The organism is Odoribacter sp., assembly GCF_985060555.1.
Genome location: NZ_CFKYFN010000096.1, coordinates 1 through 21514 on the forward strand (window position 1 = coordinate 1; position 21514 = coordinate 21514).

Below are 21514 nucleotides of genomic sequence, written 5' to 3' on the forward strand. Positions count from 1 at the left end.
TCCACAAAAGCTATGATTAATAAAGTTATGTTGACAATGGAGAGCCGTATACATGGAGACATGTACGTACGGTTCGGGGGCAGGTTAGTGGAAACTTACCACCGCAAGGTGGAAAAGCGCTGTTGGCCTAGCCTACTGAAAGAAATTGCAGAAATATTAGGTATCAATAAACGGCTGACCACACATACAGCACGTAAAACATTCGCCAGTACAATACTGCTAAATAATGACGTTCCTATCGAAATTGTCAGTAAATTATTAGGACATTCCTCCATACGCGTAACAGAAGCAGCCTATGCACAGGTTATGAATAAAAATACCAGCAGACACATGAACCAACTAAAACAAAAACTTTATACAGAAGAAAACTAACCCAAAACCCTCTCACTTCTTTAATTGGAGTGAGGGGGTATTTTTTTAATTTTGCTCTACTAATACAAACACTCTTTTATTATGGCAGAACCCTATCTTTTTCCCGTTTCTATTCTCAAAGATATAGAACCTTGGCTGACAGAATACTTTGCATATCAACGCTTCCATATTCAACCAGAAATAGAACAGGCTTTTGAAGCTAAATATCATAGAGTAGAAGATTTTCTAAAGGTCAATAATGAACACATAAACCATATTCCACATATACATTTAGCTGAATGTGACAATCAATTTTTGGATAAGTTAGAAGCCATCATAAATAAATACTCTCCCTTTGAAAACGAGGAAAAGATATATTGTTGCTTATGGATTGCAAGTGTATTATACAGGAAATACGACAACTTTGGCAAAGACCATTCTAATTTTGATATTGACTATTTAGAGCAAAGGGATATGTTCGACCAATATTCTAAACATATCCGTCCTGAAATGCTTAAACTCCTTACCTTTCTAAAAGGGCATATCACAACTACCAATAAACAAACAGGATTCCAAACACCTCTACCAATCAGAATTGAAGCAGGAGCAGAAAGAATAGAGATAGATAATACCGCAGGTTGGTTTGTGGGTGCTTTGGAAGAATATTTGCATACCTTTTTAGGAGTAGAAAACAAAGAAGAAGCAGAGGAAGAACTAAAAACGGTCTATTCCTCCAAAGGCAGAAAATTGGATGCTGCATTTGCCCTGATGATGATGGGCACATATCACCTTTTAACTACTCATTCCAACATAAAACCTAAAAGTAACATCATACGCCTAACGCTTGACTTTCTTGAACTCTTAGACCTTGCATCAGAGAATGATGATGAAAATAACCTGAATGCCAAAATAGCCTGTCTGGAAAAACGGAACTATACCCCTAAATGGGACATGAAACCACAGGACATATACAGGACCTCACCTAACAACCATACAAACGAAACTATTAATTTCAGACTTTGGTAATCTTTTCTCCCTGTCATACGGCAGGGAATTTTTATATCTAAATACCACCTAAGTGTATTCATATTCAACTATCTAAAGAATACACTATCCTTTTACTCCCATTCTTTATAACCCTCCTACATTGATTTTCCCAACTTCGCTTTCGCAATCAAAACAGAGCTGAAAACTCCTAAAGAATAGCCTGTCAATTAGCACTTATTCTTTATAACACAGCTTTTCAGATTTGAGTTGATTTGCAATACAAAACAAGAGTTCTGATAATACCTAAAGAATAAACCACGAAACGGCATTCATTCTTTATAACACAGGCCTTAACAGAGAAGTAGTTTTGTATCACAATCAACAATTGACGGTGGCCACCTCATTTACGATTGTTTGAATAAATGAAGTATTAATTTTTAAAAACCAAACATTATGGAAAATTCAGTATCAGTAAATGAAACAGCAGTAATGAACTCAATTAAAAATGGTATGAAAAATTTACTATTTATCGAAGGTAACCGCAGTGAGATTGATAAAGCCAATGTGGTAGAATCCTACAACAAGATTAAAGCTATGGGCTTTATTCCTACTATGCCTGTTGAATTTCTCCCAATAGAACAGGCACAAAATAAATTGGGTGGCAGGCGTCTGTTAAAACCTGTACTGAAAAGAGAAAAAGGGGAAGGTATTCCTACTATCAGTAATTTCAAAATCGAAATGGAAACAGTTCCAGAAAGTGAATACCACCTATACGATGGGGTATGTGTCGATGGGCAACACAGGACAGTAGCCCTTATGTTCCCTGACATGGAAGCAGAACCCAGCTATATAGAGGTGGAAATTCCAGAAGGCATGGACGTGCTACAATACATTGCCCTGCGAAACAATGGCAAGCCGTGGAAAAATGATGATTTTTACAATTCCAAAATCCCAACCAATGATGAGCACACAGACCATATCCTGAGTAAGAGGGAAGAAAAGTTCATTACGGCATTCCTGATGAATGTTTACACCTTTGGTACTTCCAGTTTAACACCTAAGCAGATGAAAGCACTGCAACAGGGCTATAAGACAATGGATGACTTTAAAAGGATTCAGCTATCTAAGGCAACTGAAACGATTGGTGATGCCATTTGCCAAATCTGCAAAGAACACCCATTCCTGACAACTGACAAACTAAACGGCAGATTGGGGGCAGGATTGAAAGCCTTCTATAAAAACCATGATTCTGATTTATCTAAGGTTGAACAGGTGCTGAATGCTATAAATAAAACCAATTGGGAGAAATACTTTATTGCCGCTAAAGGTCACAGCATGGAAGCGAAAGCCTATGAGGAAGCATTTAATTCAGTTCTGGCTGACCTGAAACAATAATTCCAACTTAAAAGAATACTTTGGTTTTGCTCTGATGTGCACTATGGGTAAAGCCAAAGTCCTAAAAACAGGATTGGAGATATGCTTTATTTCCAAAACGGGACACCCTGACATCAAAAAAACAGTGTTCAGATACAGTTTAGTGACGATTTTCTCAGGTGATATATTTTACTTCCTCCACCTGATATATTACTGAGCTATATACTAATAACTAAAACTAATAACTAATATCCGGTTTCAGGAAAATTGATTTGAAAATGGAATTTATATCAAGCAGAAAATTATGGACGAAAATAAATTATCGTACAGGAGAATACGAAATGATGTGCATATTCGCCTGAACAATAAAGAGGCAGCCACATTTTTGGCACTCATGTTTTATTCTGACTTTAATACAGGAGAATCACATGTAATTCATAAGACACTTAGGGATAAAACAGGTATTCCTGAATCAACTTTGAAAAAGTATTTGAAAGAACTGGCAGAAAAAGGATTTACCACCCCCAACAGCTATTTTAGTGGTAAGACACCACAAGGTAAGCCCAGACGTTTAACTGACTATTCTACGCAGATTCCAGATACCTGTTATATTATGGCAGACCGTAAGTTATTAGATGTTCAGATAGGTGATTTACCACTAAAAGAACAGTCATTTATTAAGGGCTTTATTCTGATGCTGAAATGTGTTTGCCTGAATTTTACTGATACTACTTTGTACAGTTACAGGGACATGGAGAAACAAATGAATCTCTCTTATGCTACTATTGCAGGACTAATGAAGCAATGCCAGGAATATGGTTTAGTTACTCCAAATGAAAAAGGAGAAGGATATACTATTAGGAAGGGATTATTTTACAATGGCTATCCACCAATAGAAATGCCACAAAATGAATGGGATAAGCTAAAGGAAGCATATACAGCCATTTATGAGTTTTGTAAAAGTAAGAGAATAATTTGCCCTCCTTATGACCATAGGCTAATAGGTAGGATATTAGGTGTATCAGGTTGCGCAGAAGGTATAAAAGAAAGATTGGAAAAGAGAACAGACCAGTTACCTGATAACATTAGCAGTCTGAATTACTTTGTCAGAATTATTGATGGCAAGGTATTAGAACCAGAACCTGAGAAGCCTAAAACAGTAATTTATTTAGATTAGGATGTGCTTTTACTCCTTGTTTTCAGAGAGTCCACCTGACGGTGTACTCTCCATTAGTCACTATTTCGACATTTGCACCTCTTACAGAGGCTGAATGTTTTGTAAGAAAAGTGCTATTTTTCCACCTAAAGGTTTAGCTATTAAACGACAAAAGCCGTACTCCCAACTAAAAAGGAATACGGCTTTCTTCATTTACAACAATCTTACTTGCTTCGCTTTACTAACTTCTTTTTAGGCTGTTTAATCTGAGGTGGATTTTCAGACAGCCAAATTTCTGGCTTAAATATTTCAGGATAGAGCTTACACAAGGTTTCCATTCCAATATGACGGTAAAAGTCAACCGTATGTATTTCCCTGTGATGTTCCAGTCCAAACCAACCAGAAGCAATAACTCCTTTATCATTATTGTTCATTGCGCAATGATTGTGAAAGTGGGATTTGAAAAACTATTTATCTTCGCATAATTATGATGCAAAGGTACTAAAGGCAACCCCCACAAACTAAAGAACATAGCGCACAGTTGAAACAGGATTACCAACTCAAAATTACACTTCATTTTTTATTGGCATCCTTAGCAGAACAGGAAAATAATGACCAGAATACAGTCTTAACTTGTAAAAGGATTGGTGGTGGAGAAAATCTAGAATTTATGTCTTATATACCTTTTTCAAAATTTATCACCAGACTAAGTTTAGGGAGCAAAAATTATAGTTATAAGTTAAAATCATATATATTTGAAAAAAATAATAAACCTTATGAAAAAAACAATCTTCATATCGTCAACTTATAAAGATTTAGTCAAAGAACGAAAAGCTGTATGGGAATTGCTAAAAAGATATGATGTTAATATTGTTGGAATGGAAGAATTTGGAGCTCGTAAAGATTCTCCATTAACAACCTGCCTAAAAGAGGTTGAACAATCGAATATATACATTGGTATTATTGCCAATCGTTGGGGAAGTATAGAGGAAGAAAGCGGAAAATCTTACACTCAATTAGAGTATGAAAAAGCCATAGAAAAAGATAAGGAAATTTTAATATATCTAATTGATGAGACTGCTTCAGTTCAGATTGATAATATCGATTTTGGAGAAAAGCATGAATCTTTAGAATTATTTAAGAAAGAATTACAAAAAAATCATACTATTGACCGCTTTATAAATGCAACAGATTTAGTCGAAAAATTAGAAAGGAAAATCGATTCTTTGATTGGTCAATATAAATATCCATCAAATTCGGCAGAGTTTAAAGATAAAATGGAAGAATCAAAATATTACTTTGAGCGTTTTCAATTAACACCTAAATTGTATGTAAATAAGGAGGTCATTCTAAAAATAAAAAAAGACGGACGTTTATTTCCTTTATCCAAGATTTGTTGTGATACTTTCAAATTCACATATGGTGCTACAGTTGCCGTAAAAATCAAAATTTTAGAACCTTTAATTGCTGATACTATTACCAATACACTGGTTATCGAAAGTAATAATCAGGATTTTATGTGGACTATAGAAAACGACAAAGAATATACCATATTATCTCAACTTTTATTCACTGATAATAATGTAAAAAATGAAGAAGCCTATTTTAAAGATACTGTTTTTTCATGCATATCAATAAGAGATATTAAGACTGATACAGTCTGGAAATCAGGTGAAGGGAAAGCTATTTTATTACTGAAAGAATTAATTACTGAATAATCAAACTTATTCTTTAGACATAAACCTTTACAAGCCAATAGACTATACATATATGAACTTTAGAGAGTGAGACAAAATTATATGGACTCTCTTTATGTACCACAAAATGAAAATGTCTCACTGCAATAGATTAACTTTAGAAATAACTTGGCTTTAATTTTCAGCCTCTCATTTATGCCAACTCAAAAAACAGGGGTATATACTTACTTCTTTTAGCTGTCCACTTTTTTCACAGGTTATGTATTATATAAATAAAAAATGGACACCTGAATTTTAGGAGTGGAAATATATTTATGCTATTAAAAACAGGCAGCACTAAATGCTTGACGAATAGAGTCAAGTTTAGATGCGAAAGAAGTATCACGCCTTGCCGTTTCAAGATTATAGCGACTTTGCATATTATTCCAGATAGTAGCATCAATACCTAATGCTGCTTCAAGAAGTAAAGACATATCAGCAGATATTGGGCGTTTACCGTTTAGTATTTCATTCAGCATTGTATAAGAAACACCTATCAATGAAGAAAATTTCTTTTGGCTGATTCCCCTTGCCTGTAATTCGTCTTTTAATACCTCGCCTGGGTGGGTTGGCATATATGGTCTTAAGTCGTTGTTCATAATCGTTTATTTATAATGATTAGACAATTCAAGTATATTGCAAATGGTCAGAACAGGCTCTTTATCTTCTATCTTGTTTACTGTAAACTCAATGCGGTACTGTGAGTTTACCCTGATAGATGATATTCCTTTTTTATCTCCACTTAGGACTTCATAGTTTAAAGAACGAAATGGAAATATATCCTCTATTCGATTAGCAGATATAAGAATGTCTATACATTTTTTATACTTAGTGACAACGTTAGGCTGAAACCTGTATTTTTTACTTTTACATTGCCCTGTTTTGTATAGCTCACTTAAATACTCCTGTTCAAACTCTACAATCATATTGTATTATTTTACTCCACAAAGATAGGAAATTATATCGATAAATTCACTCAATTAGTGAATTTTATTTTGGTGGAAAAACTTGAAAAATTGGCTTATATATACACTTTAGAGAAAAATTCACCAACTTAAATATAGCAGACACATATATACCTTAGCTGAAAAAATACCCCTCCCCATGACAATATAAAGGTCAAATTGAAATATAGTGTTTATTTCAAGCAGTAAAGTAGTGTAACCATTTACACCCCTACCCAATAGCTGCATAAAAACGAAATGTTTAACACTTTATTTTACCCCACAACTATGAACAGAAAAGAGTATTTAATAGCACAAGGAAATGTACAGAAAGACGTTAGCGCACTCGCTGAAACATTGAAAACCCAACTTGCAGTATTCCCAGAAGCTATAAAAGTTGGTGAAGAACTAAAGGTCATTGGCTTTAAAGGGGAAACCTTGAACGACCTTTACCTGATTTGTACCAGAGGAGAAGATGAAGAAGTTTACGAACTCAAATACACCATACTCACCAGAAAATCACAAGATGGCTTAACCACTCCAAGCGAAATCCCTTGCAATGAAACGGTACAGGAGAAGTACAAGGACAAACTGCAATTCATTTACTCCATTGCAAAGAATATGTTTGTTCCTGCACTCGTTGAATTGTTATTGGATAAGACCATAGTATTAGCAGGAGAAAAAGAAGTTCCTGCTACTTTTCATGGAGTGGCAACCAAGACCAAGATTAAAAAGTTTGCTCTGATTATGGAATGACGTATAGGGGGACAAAACTGTTATATTGAGCAGTGAAGTCGGCAAGGGGGAGCTTTACAGCTCTCTCTTGTTTTATATTATGGTTGAATTAGCACAGGAACAAACACCCTATATTTTGTCAGACTTGCCAATTCAAAAAATAACTTCTATCTGGCATTAGTAAGGGTATTTACAAATAGAATGTATGAGTAAATATCCAGATTAGAAGTTATAACCAATTCAATTTATTTACTCCATTATATACCTGAAATACCCACATTCAGGACTAAAGATATGGCTTATATACTTACAGGCATGTTGTGGGTGCATTGATACTCTATATAGGGGTATTGTGCGTTGAGAGAGGGTGTAATGCTCTCTCTCATTTTTTATAAGATGCCAATTAAGGAAAGGTATGCCAATATATTTTACAAAAGGTTGGGAGGGCTGAATGGTTCTCCCTTCTTTATCAAAGTACAACCATTCAATTTATCACAAATATGAAATCATTCAGACCAAACGAGGTAAAACTCATTTATCCAACAGTTAAACAAGCAGAGCAGGTAAGGTTAGTCAGTCCTTATGAAGCCTTTGAATTTGCTTTGCAGTTCTACGATGAAGATACGATACAGCACCATATTACGACTAAGGTCATATTACTAAGTGGCAATAGTACGGTATTAGGTGTAATGACCGTTAGTGAATCGGCACACACTTATGACATAGTGGAAACCAAGTTTATATTGCAGGCTGCCATACTTGCCAATGCCAAAAGCATTATTGTAGTGTCTAATTCTCCAAGTGGTGACTTAGAACCTAATGATGCAGAAAAGGATTTGAAGAACCAAATTAAGTTGGCAGCTTACCTATTCGATATTGAATTAGCTGATTACTTACTCATTAACAATGAGGACTATTACAGCTTTGCAGACAACAAAGTATTATAACTCATTAATAACTCACAACATGGAAACACTTAGATTATTATCAACAACACAACAGGTCGATCCTGCCTTATTTGGTGAAGAATATTCTGATTACATTGATGTAACAGAAGAAAGTCCGTTTAAGGATTACACAACCCTATTCCCAAAACCAAAGGGATTACACTTTATCAATGCCAATACAACAGAGGTAGATATACAGCACCTAAAGAATGATTGTATTGTGCCTGTATTTAGCAAGGATAATGAACTGACCGTATCGCATCCTGTATTTATTGAAACGGTGTATAAGGCAGCACAGGAGTTTTTCAGGAATGAACAGATTGATACACCTGAAATCATAGTTAGCCATATTATCAAAGGCAGGATTCCAGAAGCCATACATAAACCCGTTAATCAGTTATTGGAAACGGACAAAACGATTTACTATGAACGGATGGCGTTTGCTTTTGAGATTCCTACTATTTACTCTGATATTGCAGGGAACAGGCTGAATTTATGTATTACAGGTGTCAGGGCTTATAACCATGAAAACCTGATGAGCAAAAAGGGTACAGAACATTTTAGTGTGGCTATTGGCTTTAGGAATCAGGTATGTTGTAACTTATGTACTTTTACAGACGGTTATCAGTCTGACCTTAGAGCCATGAATCATTATGACCTGTTTAGGGGAGTAATGGACTTGTTTAGCAAATACGATGCAAACAAGCATTTACGCTTTATGCAGGAGTTTCAGAAGTACAGCCTGACAGAACACCAATTTGCACAGTTCTTAGGGAAGAGCCGTATGTATCAATGCCTGCCTTCCAAAGAAAAGCGTATGTTGCCTAACATGGAAATGACGGACAGCCAGATTAACACGATAGCAAGGAATTACTATATAGATGAAAACTTTGCTAAAGAGGGAAACAGTATCAGTATGTGGAGAGTTTACAACTTATTGACAGGAGCAAATAAGAGTTCTTATATTGATAACTTCTTAGATAGGTCGTTGAACGCTACACAACTTACAGAGGGATTAAGCAGAGCCGTACAAGGAGATTCAGAGTATAGATGGTTCATTTGAAAAAAATTAAACTAAATCTTTATCTTTAACTTTTGTCCCGGACGAATGTCTTTGACCTGATTTTCAGAGATTCCGTTCCAGCGCATAATATCCTTATTCGATACTCCCGGATATTTCTTGGCGATAGACCAAAGGTTTTCTCCTTTCCGGACGGTATACAATACAAACTCACCATCGATCGTTTCGACTTTCGGGGCTGAGGCTACGTTATCTTCCTTACCGGTATAAGCAGCCTTATTCTTGTATTGATTGGCTTTTTTCTCAGGTACATACACCACCAATTTTTGCCCCGGCCGGATCGTCATCCGTTTATTGAGGTTGTTCCAGTATTTCAGGTCGGCCAAGCGGACATTGAATTTCATAGCAATAGCTCCGGGTACATCACCACTTTTCACAGTATATACCAAACGGGCCCGTCCGTCCTGTCCCAAAGCCTGTGCATGCACTTTAATCCGGTTTTTAGGATCGGCGGTCCGATCGTTATCGTTGAAATATTTACTGCGGTTACAAGCAAAAATAGAATCCTGATTATCGATAAAACTACCGATATGGTTATAAGGCATCTTCAAAGCGTACGATTTTCCAAAACCGGCAGGAATAACGTCGGCCCGGTACTGAGGGTTCAAATCACGCAATTCTTCAACAGAAAAATCCAGCTTGGCCGCAATTTGCTCGAAATGCAAAGCATCGTTCACCATAATACTGTCACACATCGGCGGCAAGGTTGATTCTATCGGGAAAATGCCATGTTCTTTATAATAAGCGAATACATAATTCGCAGCGATAAAAGCGGGCACATATCCCCGGGTCTCTCTAGGCAGATGATAGTATATATCCCAATAATTCTTTTTTCCTCCGGAACGACGAATCGCTTTATTGACATTCCCCGGCCCACAGTTATAAGCAGCTATCACCAGAATCCAGTCTTCATAAATAGCATACAGATCGTTCAGATAGCGAACTGCCGCCTGAGTTGCTTTTACCGGATCACGGCGTTCGTCGACATAGGAATTGATTTCAAGCTTATACATTTTCCCTGTGCCGTACATGAATTGCCACAATCCACAGGCCCCCGCCCTGGATAAAGCTTTCGGATTTAAAGCACTCTCGATTACAGGCAAATATTTCAGTTCCAAAGGCATACACTCTGCATCCAACGCTTCTTCGAAAATGGGGAAATAATATTCACTCCGTCCTAACATATTGGCTACCTGCAACCGTTTTTTCACCGTATACAGTTCGATGTACGTACGGACAATATCGTTGAACGACAATGGAACGGCAGATTGTAAAGAATCCAAACGCAACAGATAAACCGAATCGTTACAGGGAACAATATTTTTACAACTCTCTGCTATACAAAGCGAATCGACATAATAAGTACTATCCCGTTTCCCTGTATACCAGCTCGTATAATAATAATCCAATTTCTCCAGAAAAGATTCCGGAATAGAATCCGTTATAATCTGATTTTCAATTACAGTATCTTGCTCTACCGAAGCAACACTATCTTTAGACACCACATTCACCCCGCATACAGCATGATATAGCAGACAGGATACAGCAAAAAACAAAAAACGTATCATCTCGCGTTAAAAATTAAAAGTTAAAGTCAAACCGATACTTCCTCCGCTAACAGGACTATAGGAAGAAGTAGGTTGTAAATTAAAACTCAGATTATCATCTATCTCAAAATCATAAAAATGCGCATACACCGTGGCATCGATAATATTAATGGCATAAATAGCGGCCATCACAATATAGCACAAATCCCGGTTCCGCTTAAAAGAAGTTTTCCGGTTACTCAACGTATTTTTAAACCAGGTTTGTCCCTGGGATGTTTGCAAATAAGGATCGGTCTCCACATCGAAAGCTTTGGGAATTTTATCCCACGCGGGATTTTGCGGATAAGGCGTATCCGGATCTTTGGCTTTCGCATCCAGATACTGCACCCATTCGACATAAGCATCCCGATACTCCTTGAAACGCTTCTGGTTCCAGGCAATACCATAAATATCGGCAGCCATACCCCCGTACAGGATAGGCACTTTCCACCATTGTCCGTTGTATATCTGTCCCGATCCGGGAAGAAGCATAGCCATAATCGTGGCTTTATGAGGAGAATGAGGTTTCCGGACGATCTTCTCAAAAGCTTTAAGCGTATCGTCGGCAGTTACTAGCTGAGTCACCGAATCTTGCGATAAACTCAATGCTTTCACACTAAGTCCTGCCAGAATGGCTACTATCAAACAAACAATTTTTCTCATTCAATCTTATCCAACAACTCGATGATCTTTTCCAGTTCTGCATCAGACTTAAAGCCTATAATAATTTTTCCTTTCCCGCTTTCATTGCGTTTCAGTTCCACCTTGGTATCGAAACGCCGTGACAGATGTTTTTGCAACTCGATATAATCTCCGATCTCGTTACTCTTCTTCGGTTTATCTTCAACGACCGGAGCCTCTGCAGGTTCTTCCACCTGAGGATGTACCAATTCCCGGACGATCTCTTCCACTTTCCGCACCGAGAAATCATACTCCAGAATCTGTTCGAAGATCATCAGCTGGGTATCCGGGTCCTCTACTCCCAATATCGCCCGTGCATGTCCCATGGAAATTTTTTTATCCCGGACAGCCAATTGAATCTGAGCAGGCAATTTCAATAAACGAAGATAATTGGCAATAGTAGCTCTTTTTTTCCCTACTCTCTCACTCAAGCCATCCTGAGTGAGATTGCATTCATCTATCAAACGCTGGTAACTGATGGCAACCTCGATCGCATTCAGATCTTCACGCTGAATATTCTCGATCAAAGCTAATTCCAGCAGACTATCGTCTTCTGTTTTACGAATATAAGCCGGAATAGTCGACAAGCCGGCTAATTTGGAAGCCCGGAATCTTCTTTCTCCGGCAATAATCTCATATTTCCCTTCTTCGACAGCCCTTACGGTAATGGGTTGTACAATTCCTATCGCTTTAATAGAGGCAGCCAACTCACTCAGAGCCTCCTCGTCAAACTCCGTTCTCGGCTGAAAAGGATTGGGACGGATATCGGCAAGATTCAACTCTTGTATGGCCGATACGACAATCTCTCTGGTCACCGGTTCTTCAGCCGCATCAGCAATCAGGGCTCCCAGCCCCCGTCCTAATACATTTTTTTTTGCCATAACTCTATTTCATTTTGATTATAAATTTACGATTCGATATAAAAAAGGGATACGATCGTAAATCGAAAATCTTCCTTCTGTATTTATTTTAATGTAGATCTACTTTTATTCCAAATTTCTTTTAATCAACTCTTGTGCCAACAACATATAGTCTTCAGATCCACGGCTATTTGCATCGTAGAGGATAGCAGGCTGTCCGAATCCGGGAGCTTCTGCCAGTTTCGTATTCCGGTTGATCAATGTCTTGAACACCATATCCTGAAAATTCTTTCTCACCTCTTCAACCACCTGATTCGACAACCTCAACCGGGCATCGTACATCGTCAACACAAATCCCTCGATCTCCAGATCGGTATTCAACCGTTTCTGAATCAGTTTTATCGTACTCAACAATTTTCCAAGTCCTTCCAAAGCAAAATACTCACATTGCACCGGAATAATCACAGAGTCGGCAGCTGTCAGTGAATTTACGGTAATCAGTCCCAAAGAAGGTGAACAGTCGATCAGAATATAATCGTATTTATCCCTCACCGGTGCAAGCACTTTCTTCATGATATTTTCACGGTCCTCCAGATTCATCATATCTACTTCAGCTCCGACCAGGTTAATGTTAGAAGGTAATAAAGCTAAACGGTCGATCTCAGTCTTCAATGTTGCCTTTTCTGCTTCCAGTCCGTCGACCAGACATTCATAGATGGTCGAATCTCCTAATTTTTGCACGTCATATCCCAATCCAGACGAAGCATTTCCCTGTGGATCTGCATCTACCAACAAAATTTTTTGCTCCAAAACTGCCAGACTGGCAGCAAGATTCACTGAAGTTGTTGTTTTTCCGACACCACCTTTTTGATTTGCAATAGCAATGATCTTAGACATAAATTCCCATTTTATGATATTTGTCGTAAAAGTACAATTAAAAAAATTATCTCTTTGATTTTTGAATACCTTTTTAATAACAAAAACGGCTTTTTTACTAACAATTCATTTTTTCAAACTGACAGTCAGAGATATACAAACCGCCTCACTCTCCGGGATAAACTTATCCCGAAAAACAGAAATTATTGCTACTTTTACTCCCGCAAATAGTCGGTACCCTCAATCAGGTATATTTAATCGATAAATCGAGTATTTATGTTATCAGTCATTCAATTTCTACATCCGGTATTTCTATACGGATTACTGTTATTGGTTATACCTGTTCTATTACATTTGTTCAGTTTAAAGCGATATAAAAAAGTCTATTTCAGCAACTTCAACTTTCTGGAAGCTTTACAAAAGCAAAAGAAAAACAGTTCACGTTTAAAAAATTTAGTGTTGTTGTTTCTGCGTCTATTAGCTTTAAGCTGTATCGTCATCGCTTTTGCTACCCCCTATCTCAACCCGGAAGGAAAAGCTTTGCCCGCAACGACCACTCCCCGGATTTTTATCTACGCCGACAATTCTTTCTCGATGACCAATACAGGTTCGCAAGGAAGTCTTTTCGAAGAAGCGAAAAAACATCTTTTCGACATCGTCGATACCTATCCCGCCGGTAGCCGTTTCAGCTTGTTCACCAATGATAAAGTTCTTCCGGTCACATTGGATAAAGAAAAAATGCTCCAGGCTATCGGGAATCTTAAAATCAGCCCGGCCACTAAACCACTTTCTCAAGTCTATAAAGAAGTAAAAGAATCGGGAGAAAACCAGCCGGGTACGCTATTCCTGATTTCTGATTTCCAGAAAAAGAACTGTGATTTCCAACACATCACCACCGACTCAACCCTGGAATCCGTCTTTCTGATGATGAAACCTGAAAACCGAAGTAATCTCTATATCAAAGAAGTGAACTTCGGGCAAGCCTTCCATAAACAAAATCAATCCGAAACAGTATATATCACCCTGGTCAACACTTCAGACAGGGATTTTCACCATATTCCGCTCACCTTGACGATCAACGGAAAAAAGCGCAGCATCATCCAAACCGATCTCGAAGCCCATAGCGAAAAGAAGGTTGAAATCAGTTATCTGAACACAGCAGAAGACTTTTATAAGGGAACGGTAGAAATCTCCGATTTTCCGGTCCTTTTCGACAATACATTTTATTTTGCCTATCCGGTCAGTGAAAATACCGAAATTCTGTATTTATGGCAACAGGAGGAAAATCCCTATTTTGGAAAACTATTTTCGGATTCCAGCCATTTTAGTTTTATCTCCATTCCTGTCAACCAGGCAGTCCGGCAAAACCTTCCCCGCTACAGCCTGATTATCCTGGACGGTCTGACCGACAGTTCTACGGGTCTGGAAAGCATGTGGGAAGACTATCTGATGAACGGAGGCAATCTATTGGTTCTTCCGGCCTCTTCCTCTCCCGAAGTTCAGAATAAATTCTTACAAAAAATACAAGCTCCCCGCTACGACAAACGGGATACCAATACCGTAATCGCTCATATCGAAACCCAGGCAGCCTTATTCCGGGATGCATTCGAACAACCGGATATTAAAACAATACTCCCTCAAATCCGTCAGTATTACCGGCTTATTTTACCCGCCCATACCGAAATCTTATTATCGGATAAACACTCGGCACCTCTATTGGTATCCCGGCATTACGGCAAAGGAAATCTTTACCTTTCTGCTTTCAACTTTCTGCCCACCGACAGTGATCTGGTATTTCATCCTTTGTTCGTACCACTTTTGGTCAACATGGCTTTTCAGGTCAATACCGGTCTTCATACCTCCTACTTTCTGAATACCACCGCTCCCGTACTTCTGAATACCCGAACGATCCAGACCAACCAACCCCTGCAAATCCGGAACGAAAACCACACCTTTGAATTTATCCCTGAGGTGCGGAAAAATTTCAGTGGCGACCTGCAACTCACCAACGCAACGACCATACAAGAAGCAGGATTATTCGAAGTATACCAGGAAGACCGTCTGGTCGATGTACTGGCCTGGAACTACGACCGTACCGAATCACAAATGGAATTTTGTAAGGAACAGGAACTAAGCCAATATTTTCCCCGAAGCAAGGTGCCAGATATTAAAACAACCTGCTTCGATCACAATAGCGAATTAGTAAAAGAGATTGTTTTACAAGATAATAACAAATACCTCACCGGCTGGTTTATCCTGATCGCTGTATCGGCTTTATTGCTGGAGCAGCTGGTGTGGCGAAAAAAACTGAACTGATGAAGCCCGAAACCCATGCCACTCCGACGGCACAAGACATCATAGCCGAATTAAATGCCCTCGGTAATCCGGATAAAGCCGCACACCTTTCCCGTTTTTTCAAAACCGGGAAAGGTCAATACGGAGAAGGAGATCTTTTCCTGGGAATCACCGTTCCCGAACAAAGAAGCATAGCACTGAAATACCGTAAAGCAACACCTCCGGTCTTAGCCGAGTTGATCTCTTCTCCCTACCATGAAATCCGGCTAACCGGCTTGCTTATCCTGGTAGACCAATTTACTAAAAACAAAGACGAAGCTTTCCGGCAAACCTGCGTCGATTTCTACCTTTCACAAACCCGAAACATCAATAATTGGGATTTGGTAGACCTCACCTGCTACAAGCTTTTGGGAGTATGGTTGACAGATAAAGACCGCGGGATATTGTATGTTTTAGCCCACTCGTCCAATATGTGGGAACAGCGGATAGCTATAGTCAGCTGTATGCATTTTGTCCGGCAAGGAGATTTCCGGGACTGTCTGGCTATTTCGGACCTGCTTCTGAACCACCCCCACGATCTGATCCACAAAGCCGTCGGCTGGTTGCTCCGTGAAACCGGCAAAAAAGACCGTCAGGTATTGAAAGACTTTTTATCTTCCCGTTCCAGCCGGATGCCCCGCACCATGCTCCGCTATGCCATCGAGCACTTCCCGGAAGAAGAACGGAAAAAATACCTGAGTAGTCATTAATTTCTTATCTTTGTCCCGTATTACACATAAAATTATGATCAGTTATTTACAAGTAGATAATCTCAGCAAACGGTTCGGCGAGCAACTGTTATTCGAAAATATATCTTTCGGGATCGGTAAAGGACAAAAAGTAGCCTTGATCGCCAAAAACGGAATGGGTAAATCCACGCTTTTGCGGATTATTGCCGGAAAAGATACCTCGGAGAGCGGGACGGTAATTTTCAGAAACGACATCACAGTGGGTATCCTGGACCAGGATCCGGCTTTAGATCCCGAAAATTCTGTATTCGAAGAAGTATTCCACTCGGATTCTCCTGTGTTGAAGCTGATTAAAGCTTATGAAGAAGCAGTTGCGCACAACCATACCGAAGCTTTAGAAAAACTGATTCCCGAAATGGATATCCATTCGGCCTGGGATTACGACACAACGATCAAGCAAATCCTCTCGGAACTGAAAATCGATACTTATGACAAAAAAATCGGTCAGCTTTCGGGAGGACAGAAAAAAAGAGTCGGCCTGGCCAAAGTATTGATCAGTAATCCGGATTTCTTAATCCTGGACGAACCGACCAACCACCTGGACATCGAAATGACCGAATGGCTCGAGGAATACCTGGGTAAATCGAATGCCACCCTGTTGATGGTCACTCACGACCGGTATTTTCTGGACCGGGTATGCAATCAGATTATCGAAATCGACGAATTCGGTCTGTTTTCTTATTCGGGTAACTATGCTTACTACCTGGAAAAAAGAGAGGAACGGATCGAAAACCGCAATGCCGCCATCGACAAGGCCCGTAACCTGTTACGTACCGAACAGGAATGGATGCGCCGGATGCCTCAGGCCCGTAGTCATAAAGCACAATACCGGATAGACAACTTTTACAAACTCAAAGAAACAGCCTCTCAGAATACGACAGAGAAAAAATTGGAACTGGACATCCAGGGTAAACGACTGGGTAAAAAAATCCTGGAACTCGACCATGTATCTAAAAGCTTCGACGGGCATTGTATACTCCGCGATTTCTCTTATAAATTCGTCAGGGGAGAAAAAATCGGTATTGTCGGGAAAAACGGAGTGGGCAAATCTACGTTCCTGAATATTATTACCCAAAATCTGCAACCGGACAGCGGATCGATTTCGATCGGCGAAACCGTGGTTTACGGCTACTACAAACAATCCGGTATCGCTTTCAATGAAACGGACCGGGTGATCGATATCGTAAAAAACATTGCCGAACGCATCGATCTGGGCAACGGGCGAATTATGTCCGCTTCTCAATTCCTGGAATATTTCATGTTCACCGACAAACAGCAATATTCCCTGGTCGAAAAGTTGAGCGGAGGGGAAAGAAGAAGATTGTATTTGCTTACCGTATTGATGGGCAATCCGAATTTCCTGATCCTGGACGAGCCAACCAATGATCTGGATATCATCACGTTGAATGTACTGGAAGAGTATCTGAAAGGCTTCAAAGGTTGTCTGTTGATCGTATCCCACGACCGTTTTTTCACCGATAAAGTGGTCGACCGGATTTTTGCTTTCGAAGGGAACGGAATCGTTAAAGATTTCCCCGGTAATTATACCATTTATAAGAATAAAAAAGAAGAAGAAAAAGAACAACTGGAGAAAACTGAAAAAGAAAAGAAAAAAACAGAGCAGCCCCAATCCACTCCGAATAATTCTGTAGAGAAAAAACGCAAACTAAGCTTTAAAGAACGCCAGGAAATGCAACAGCTCGAAACAGACATGGAACAATTGAACACAGAGAAAACAATCATCGAAACCGCATTAAATTCCGGCAACCTGTCCCCCGAAGAACTAGTAGCGCAATCCAACCGTATTGCTGAAATAATCGCTATCTTAGACGAAAAAGAAATGAGATGGTTAGAGCTCAGTGAAATCTGATCATCCGGCTTATAGTTTTTTACCTTATTCATATTATGATCCAGGAAACGATTAAAAATTTTCTTCAACAACATCACATCTCCCGGGATGCAGGATTTATATTGGCCGTCAGCGGCGGAGCCGACTCCATATGCATGTTACATGCATTCAAATACCTGAATCTGAAGATGTTGGTTTTGCATTGCAATTTTTCGTTAAGGGGTAAAGAATCGGACATGGACGAACAATTTGTCAAACGTTTCTGTGATAGTTACGGCATCGCTCACAGCGTCAAAAAATTCGATACCCTGAAGTATGCCCGCGAAAACGGACTTAGTGTAGAAATGGCAGCCCGCGAACTCCGTTACACCTGGTTTCGGGAAATGAAAGAAAAGAAAAAGATGGATTACATTGTCGTCGCCCATCATGCCGACGATGTTGCCGAAACCGTTTTGATCAATCTCTGCCGGGGAACAGGTATAAAAGGGCTAACCGGTATAAAATCCATCAACGGAGACATCCTTCGTCCTCTGCTCCCATGTTCGCGGACAGATATACTGAAATACATAGAAGACCACCAATTGGGGTTTCGGACCGATTCCACCAATAATTCACTGGATTATGTGCGTAATAAAATACGCCACCAGATCATCCCGGTCCTCAAAGAAATCAATCCTTCGTTTCTGGATACCATGACCGAAAATTGCGAAACCCTGAAAGAAACAGAAGAAATCTTTCAATACGGCATTCATCGGTTTCAGGAAGAAATTCTGGATTGCGAGGAAGACGAATTATTGATTCATATTTCCAAAACGCTGGCCACACCCGCCCCTTATACTTTTTTATATGAAACCTTGAAACCTTTCGGTTTTAACAAAGTCCAGATCCGTGACATTCTGAATACGCATACAGCTATCCCCGGCAAACAATTCATCGCCGGCCATCATACCCTGGAAAGAGGCAGAATATTCTGGCGGCTTTACGACAACAGCAAATGCAGCCGGACAATCGTTTCAATTCCAACAACAGGTATTTATACGATCGGAAAACTAAAAGTCGAATTTACGCTCTTCCCCCGTACAGAAGAGTTTGTGATTCCACAGCAACCCGATATCGCTTGTCTGGATGCCGACAAACTCCAATTTCCCCTGCTTATCCGTAATTGGCAAGCCGGAGACTATTTTTGTCCGATCGGGATGAAAAAAAGCAAGAAAAAACTCAGTGATTTTTTCAGAGATCAAAAATTCAGCAGCAAGCAAAAACAGGAATGTTTATTATTGCTTTCGGATGAAAAAATAGCCTGGATTATCGGAAACCGCCCGGACGACCGATTCAAAATCACCTCATTTACCAGTAATATATTACAAATCAGCATTTTATAACAAAATATAAAATTTGATCATAAAATAAAAAGAGGCTTCACAGCCTCTTTTTAAACACACTAACAATAAATTTACTACACTTATAAAGCAATATAATTTCTATATCTCGCGACAAAGATAGGTATTTAAAACGTTTGCACAAATTTTTTCAAAGAAAAAATCAAAAAAAACTTACATTTTTATTTTTTCTCCCTCCATTTTGTAATAATTCCTTGTCTACAAGCGAGATGTTCGAATAAGATTCAGCCGCTCTGAATAATCTTTCCTACTAATTTTTGGGATTCAAAATTTTATTATACATTTGCACACGTTAAAGTTTTTAGGTAATCCATCGAAACGACAGGTTTGTTTGTTCCATCAATTTTTAGGAACCTATTAAAACGAAGTGCATAAATAATAATTCTGAATCTTGGAAGCATGATTAGATAGCAACTTAAGATTATTATCATGAAAATGAAAAAAGTAATTATCGGTTTTATTTTCAGTTTATTTTTGCTGAGCCTTTTATCTTCATGCGCTATCGATCGTAAATGTCCGGCTTATAGTCGGCTGACAGATAGTGCTTTTTTTTATCCATCCTAACGCAAACGTTTGAGTAAATAAAAAACGGACTGTTTTACAGTCCGTAGAGCTCGTATTTTGATTTTTTTACACTAAATAAATAACCAATTTTAAACTAAAAGAAAAAAATGACAAAAATTAAAGTGGGTATCAATGGATTTGGCCGTATCGGCCGTTTGGTATTCCGCGCAGCAATGACCAGAAACGATATTGAAATCGTGGCAATCAACGATCCGAGCGAATTGGATTATTTGGTATATACACTGAAATACGACACCGTACACGGGCGTTTCAACGGAACGATCGAGATCAAAGACGGTGAATTGTATGTCAATGGACGCCACATTCTCGTAACTTCCAGCCGCGAACCGGAAGGTTTGAAGTGGGGAGAAGCCGGAGTAGATTATGTCGTCGAAGCAACAGGTCACTACCTTACCCGTGAAAAAGCGGAAGCTCACCTTCGTGCCGGTGCAAAACGTGTCGTTATGTCGGCACCCGCTAAAGACGATACACCTTTGTTCGTTATGGGGGTAAACCATCAAACTTACGACGGCAACGCAATCGTTTCCAGTGCTTCCTGTACAACCAATTGTCTGGCCCCATTGACCAAGGTCATCCATGAACATTTCGGTATCGTAGAAGGATTGATGACTACCGTACATGCTACGACAGCCAGTCAGCGTACGGTCGATGCTCACTCGAAAAAAGATTGGCGGTTAGGACGTGCCTCAGCCGGCAACATAATCCCTTCCACAACGGGAGCAGCAAAAGCTGTCGGCAAAATCATCCCTGAATTGAACGGCAAACTGACAGGTATGTCTTTCCGCATTCCGACATTGGATATATCTGTCGTAGATGTGACCTTCCGTTTAGCCCAAGAGACGACCTATGAGGAGATCAAAGCGGCAGTAAGAGAGGCCTCCGAAGGAGAACTGAAAGGAATTTTAGGTTATACAGAAGAAGAAGTCGTTTCTTCCGATTTCATAGGAGATGCCCGAACCTGTATATTCGATGCAAAAGCAGGGATCGCCCTTAATAATAAATTTGTAAAACTGATTGCCTGGTATGACAATGAGTGGGGATATTCCAATAAAATGTTAGACCTGATCGCACATATGGCTACTGTAAAAGAAATCCCCAAGGTAAAACATTTGACTTACTGCAATTAGTATTCCTTTCAAATCCTGATTAGCGCCACACTGATCGGCCCAGCTGAGATTCCTGTCCCCATTCATCGGTCAGAACCGAAAGTTCGCCAATCAGAGTTCACAACGAACTCGCTAATCAGGTATTCTGTCCCAACATTACACTTATTCGTAAATCCT

At 39.3% G+C, this 21514-nt stretch carries 20 protein-coding genes; 13 read left to right on the forward strand and 7 right to left on the reverse strand.

Annotated elements, in window-relative coordinates; translation table 11 throughout:
* The 4 genes from AC5RDS_RS13195 to AC5RDS_RS13210 form a co-directional block, all read left to right on the forward strand.
* The coding region (locus AC5RDS_RS13195) for a tyrosine-type recombinase/integrase (RefSeq protein ID WP_494222367.1) at positions 1-372 on the forward strand (372 nt) is incomplete at its 5' end.
* An 81-nt stretch (positions 373-453) separates the two neighbouring features.
* On the forward strand, positions 454-1377 hold the full coding sequence (locus AC5RDS_RS13200) for a hypothetical protein (RefSeq protein ID WP_013610436.1): 924 nt from the start codon (positions 454-456) through the stop codon (positions 1375-1377).
* A gap of 414 nt (positions 1378-1791) precedes the next feature.
* On the forward strand, positions 1792-2733 hold the full coding sequence (locus AC5RDS_RS13205) for a hypothetical protein (RefSeq protein WP_013610435.1): 942 nt from the start codon (positions 1792-1794) through the stop codon (positions 2731-2733).
* 283 nt (positions 2734-3016) lie between these two features.
* The gene (locus AC5RDS_RS13210; protein WP_175315884.1) at positions 3017-3889 is read left to right on the forward strand and encodes a hypothetical protein; all 873 of its coding nucleotides are present in this window, start codon (positions 3017-3019) and stop codon (positions 3887-3889) included.
* A 203-nt stretch (positions 3890-4092) separates the two neighbouring features.
* Here AC5RDS_RS13210 and AC5RDS_RS13215 read toward each other — a convergent pair whose 3' ends face one another.
* Positions 4093-4302 carry a hypothetical protein gene (locus AC5RDS_RS13215; RefSeq protein WP_013610432.1) on the reverse strand — a complete coding sequence of 70 codons (210 nt, stop codon included), beginning with the start codon at positions 4300-4302 and terminating at the stop codon, positions 4093-4095.
* Positions 4303-4644: 342 nt separating this feature from the next.
* Here AC5RDS_RS13215 and AC5RDS_RS13220 point away from each other — a divergent pair, with 342 nt between their 5' ends.
* Positions 4645-5586, forward strand: a complete 942-nt coding sequence (locus AC5RDS_RS13220) for a DUF4062 domain-containing protein (RefSeq protein WP_022159912.1) — start codon at positions 4645-4647, stop codon at positions 5584-5586.
* Between the two features lie 299 nt (positions 5587-5885).
* On the opposite strand, the gene AC5RDS_RS13225 is transcribed toward AC5RDS_RS13220, so the two are convergent.
* Both AC5RDS_RS13225 and AC5RDS_RS13230 read right to left on the reverse strand, forming a co-directional pair.
* Positions 5886-6203, reverse strand: a complete 318-nt coding sequence (locus tag AC5RDS_RS13225) for a HigA family addiction module antitoxin (RefSeq protein WP_013610430.1) — start codon at positions 6201-6203, stop codon at positions 5886-5888.
* Between the two features lie 6 nt (positions 6204-6209).
* A complete protein-coding gene (locus AC5RDS_RS13230; protein WP_013610429.1) occupies positions 6210-6530 on the reverse strand; it encodes a type II toxin-antitoxin system RelE/ParE family toxin in 321 nt (106 codons plus the stop codon).
* A gap of 306 nt (positions 6531-6836) precedes the next feature.
* Here AC5RDS_RS13230 and AC5RDS_RS13235 point away from each other — a divergent pair, with 306 nt between their 5' ends.
* From AC5RDS_RS13235 to AC5RDS_RS13245, 3 genes are all read left to right on the forward strand, one after another.
* Positions 6837-7304 carry a hypothetical protein gene (locus AC5RDS_RS13235; RefSeq protein ID WP_046404802.1) on the forward strand — a complete coding sequence of 156 codons (468 nt, stop codon included), beginning with the start codon at positions 6837-6839 and terminating at the stop codon, positions 7302-7304.
* A gap of 479 nt (positions 7305-7783) precedes the next feature.
* Positions 7784-8230 (forward strand): JAB domain-containing protein, encoded by a 447-nt coding sequence (locus AC5RDS_RS13240; protein ID WP_013610425.1) that lies wholly within the window; start codon positions 7784-7786, stop codon positions 8228-8230.
* A 19-nt stretch (positions 8231-8249) separates the two neighbouring features.
* Positions 8250-9293 (forward strand): DUF3871 family protein, encoded by a 1044-nt coding sequence (locus AC5RDS_RS13245; RefSeq protein WP_368318073.1) that lies wholly within the window; start codon positions 8250-8252, stop codon positions 9291-9293.
* Between the two features lie 11 nt (positions 9294-9304).
* Here the strand turns inward: AC5RDS_RS13245 and AC5RDS_RS13250 are convergent, their stop codons facing one another.
* From AC5RDS_RS13250 to AC5RDS_RS13265, 4 genes are all read right to left on the reverse strand, one after another.
* A complete protein-coding gene (locus tag AC5RDS_RS13250; protein ID WP_013610418.1) occupies positions 9305-10879 on the reverse strand; it encodes a lytic transglycosylase domain-containing protein in 1575 nt (524 codons plus the stop codon).
* A 6-nt stretch (positions 10880-10885) separates the two neighbouring features.
* A complete protein-coding gene (locus AC5RDS_RS13255; RefSeq protein ID WP_013610417.1) occupies positions 10886-11560 on the reverse strand; it encodes a DUF5683 domain-containing protein in 675 nt (224 codons plus the stop codon).
* Positions 11557-12459: a ParB/RepB/Spo0J family partition protein gene (locus tag AC5RDS_RS13260; protein ID WP_013610416.1), complete on the reverse strand. Its 903-nt coding sequence runs from the start codon at positions 12457-12459 to the stop codon at positions 11557-11559. Before AC5RDS_RS13260 ends, AC5RDS_RS13255 begins: the two co-directional genes overlap by 4 nt.
* 105 nt (positions 12460-12564) lie before the next feature.
* Entirely contained in the window at positions 12565-13335 is a 771-nt protein-coding gene (locus AC5RDS_RS13265; protein ID WP_013610415.1) for a ParA family protein, read from the reverse strand.
* A gap of 255 nt (positions 13336-13590) precedes the next feature.
* Between AC5RDS_RS13265 and AC5RDS_RS13270 the strand changes: the two genes are divergently transcribed.
* The 5 genes from AC5RDS_RS13270 to gap all read left to right on the forward strand — a co-directional run bounded on the left by AC5RDS_RS13270 (position 13591) and on the right by gap (position 21358).
* Complete coding sequence (locus AC5RDS_RS13270; protein ID WP_195458067.1) at positions 13591-15630, forward strand: vWA domain-containing protein; 2040 nt, start codon at positions 13591-13593, stop codon at positions 15628-15630.
* Positions 15630-16358 (forward strand): DNA alkylation repair protein, encoded by a 729-nt coding sequence (locus AC5RDS_RS13275; RefSeq protein ID WP_013610413.1) that lies wholly within the window; start codon positions 15630-15632, stop codon positions 16356-16358. The genes AC5RDS_RS13270 and AC5RDS_RS13275 overlap by 1 nt, the downstream gene beginning before the upstream one ends.
* 34 nt (positions 16359-16392) lie before the next feature.
* Positions 16393-18267: an ABC-F family ATP-binding cassette domain-containing protein gene (locus tag AC5RDS_RS13280; protein ID WP_013610412.1), complete on the forward strand. Its 1875-nt coding sequence runs from the start codon at positions 16393-16395 to the stop codon at positions 18265-18267.
* A 35-nt stretch (positions 18268-18302) separates the two neighbouring features.
* A complete protein-coding gene (gene tilS, locus AC5RDS_RS13285) occupies positions 18303-19628 on the forward strand; it encodes a tRNA lysidine(34) synthetase TilS (RefSeq protein WP_013610411.1) in 1326 nt (441 codons plus the stop codon).
* 689 nt (positions 19629-20317) lie between these two features.
* Positions 20318-21358, forward strand: a complete 1041-nt coding sequence (gene gap / locus AC5RDS_RS13290; protein ID WP_013610410.1) for a type I glyceraldehyde-3-phosphate dehydrogenase — start codon at positions 20318-20320, stop codon at positions 21356-21358.
* Positions 21359-21514: the final 156 nt, after the last annotated feature.

Coding starts and splice junctions, on each gene's coding strand:
- AC5RDS_RS13235 (WP_046404802.1), top strand. CDS start 6,837: ATGAACAGAAAAGAGTATTTAATAGCACAAGGAAATGTACAGAAAGAC.
- AC5RDS_RS13230 (WP_013610429.1), bottom strand. CDS start 6,530: ATGATTGTAGAGTTTGAACAGGAGTATTTAAGTGAGCTATACAAAACA.
- AC5RDS_RS13205 (WP_013610435.1), top strand. CDS start 1,792: ATGGAAAATTCAGTATCAGTAAATGAAACAGCAGTAATGAACTCAATT.
- AC5RDS_RS13265 (WP_013610415.1), bottom strand. CDS start 13,335: ATGTCTAAGATCATTGCTATTGCAAATCAAAAAGGTGGTGTCGGAAAA.
- tilS (WP_013610411.1), top strand. CDS start 18,303: ATGATCCAGGAAACGATTAAAAATTTTCTTCAACAACATCACATCTCC.
- AC5RDS_RS13200 (WP_013610436.1), top strand. CDS start 454: ATGGCAGAACCCTATCTTTTTCCCGTTTCTATTCTCAAAGATATAGAA.
- AC5RDS_RS13220 (WP_022159912.1), top strand. CDS start 4,645: ATGAAAAAAACAATCTTCATATCGTCAACTTATAAAGATTTAGTCAAA.
- AC5RDS_RS13210 (WP_175315884.1), top strand. CDS start 3,017: ATGGACGAAAATAAATTATCGTACAGGAGAATACGAAATGATGTGCAT.
- AC5RDS_RS13215 (WP_013610432.1), bottom strand. CDS start 4,302: ATGAACAATAATGATAAAGGAGTTATTGCTTCTGGTTGGTTTGGACTG.
- AC5RDS_RS13275 (WP_013610413.1), top strand. CDS start 15,630: ATGAAGCCCGAAACCCATGCCACTCCGACGGCACAAGACATCATAGCC.
- AC5RDS_RS13280 (WP_013610412.1), top strand. CDS start 16,393: ATGATCAGTTATTTACAAGTAGATAATCTCAGCAAACGGTTCGGCGAG.
- gap (WP_013610410.1), top strand. CDS start 20,318: ATGACAAAAATTAAAGTGGGTATCAATGGATTTGGCCGTATCGGCCGT.
- AC5RDS_RS13250 (WP_013610418.1), bottom strand. CDS start 10,879: ATGATACGTTTTTTGTTTTTTGCTGTATCCTGTCTGCTATATCATGCT.
- AC5RDS_RS13255 (WP_013610417.1), bottom strand. CDS start 11,560: ATGAGAAAAATTGTTTGTTTGATAGTAGCCATTCTGGCAGGACTTAGT.
- AC5RDS_RS13270 (WP_195458067.1), top strand. CDS start 13,591: ATGTTATCAGTCATTCAATTTCTACATCCGGTATTTCTATACGGATTA.
- AC5RDS_RS13245 (WP_368318073.1), top strand. CDS start 8,250: ATGGAAACACTTAGATTATTATCAACAACACAACAGGTCGATCCTGCC.
- AC5RDS_RS13225 (WP_013610430.1), bottom strand. CDS start 6,203: ATGAACAACGACTTAAGACCATATATGCCAACCCACCCAGGCGAGGTA.
- AC5RDS_RS13260 (WP_013610416.1), bottom strand. CDS start 12,459: ATGGCAAAAAAAAATGTATTAGGACGGGGGCTGGGAGCCCTGATTGCT.
- AC5RDS_RS13240 (WP_013610425.1), top strand. CDS start 7,784: ATGAAATCATTCAGACCAAACGAGGTAAAACTCATTTATCCAACAGTT.